Genomic DNA, 1073 nt, shown 5'->3' with positions numbered 1-1073 from the left:
GAGGCCCGCTCTAAACTGAAGTGCAACACCTTCAAACGTATGCGAAGGTGTTGGGGTGGGAAAAATATATAGTCATTTGACAGAGAGTGAGCGAGTTCGGATTCAGGCGGGGTTGGAATCCGGGCTCAGTCTCAGAGGTATCGCACAGCAGCTGGGGCGGCCTGCCTCGGCGGTGTCGCGGGAGTTGAAGCGAGCGGGTGGGGCGGGGGCTTACCATGCGACCCGAGCCAGTGACGCCGCAAAGCAAAGGCGGCGGCGAGGTCCGGTCAAGCTCAAGCCGGGCTCAGCGCTGAGGGAGCGAGTGATCGAAGGCTTGCGCCAGCGCTGGTCACCCGAGCAGATTGCTGGCAGGCTGCGGCAAATGTATCCAGATAACCCTGACCTGCATGTTTGCCACGAAACCATTTATCGGGCCTTGTACGTGATGCCGCGAGGCGAGTTGCGTAAAGAGCTGATTGGATTACTCCGCCGGGCCCACAAAGCCCGTCTGCCACGCACCCAGGGACGAGATCGTCGTGGCGGGTTGGTGGACATGGTTTCCATTCATCAAAGGCCGGAAGAGGTGCTGGGTCGGCTGATACCGGGCCATTGGGAAGGGGATCTGATCAAGGGGGCGGCCAATCGCAGCGCGGTGGGCACTCTGGTTGAACGCACAAGCCGGTTTGTCTTGTTGGCCAAAATGCACGACGCCACAGCGGATTCGGCACTGGAAGCGTTTACCCGGCGGATGCGCCACCTACCGGCGGGTTTGCGCAAAACGCTGACCTACGATCAGGGCAAGGAAATGGCGCATCATGCCGAGCTGGCTCGGCGGCTGAAGATCCAAGTCTATTTCGCCGACCCGCACAGCCCCTGGCAGCGACCCAGCAACGAGAACATGAACGGATTGATCCGTGAGTATCTGCCCAAAGGCACCGACCTCTCCGGTTTTTCTCAAACCTATCTCAACGACATTGCCCGGGCATTGAATGATCGGCCCAGAAAATGCCTGGGATTCAAAACCCCGGCAGAAGTCTTTCAGCAACAAATCAATCTCTTAAAAAATAGTGTTGCACTTCAGAGTTGAAATCGCC

The 1073-nt window shown here is 58.2% G+C and carries 1 protein-coding gene; it reads left to right on the top strand.

Features of this window, described 5'->3' with window-relative positions:
- Positions 1 to 55: 55 nt before the first annotated feature.
- Complete coding sequence (locus PZA18_RS23920; RefSeq protein ID WP_407951213.1) at positions 56 to 1066, top strand: IS30 family transposase; 1011 nt, start codon at positions 56 to 58, stop codon at positions 1064 to 1066.
- Positions 1067 to 1073 lie beyond the last annotated feature (7 nt).

It is taken from the genome of Parachitinimonas caeni (assembly GCF_030129945.1).
In the GTDB taxonomy this organism is placed as follows: Bacteria; Pseudomonadota; Gammaproteobacteria; order Burkholderiales; family Chitinimonadaceae; genus Parachitinimonas; species Parachitinimonas caeni.
This window is presented reverse-complemented; position numbering and strand designations above follow the sequence as displayed.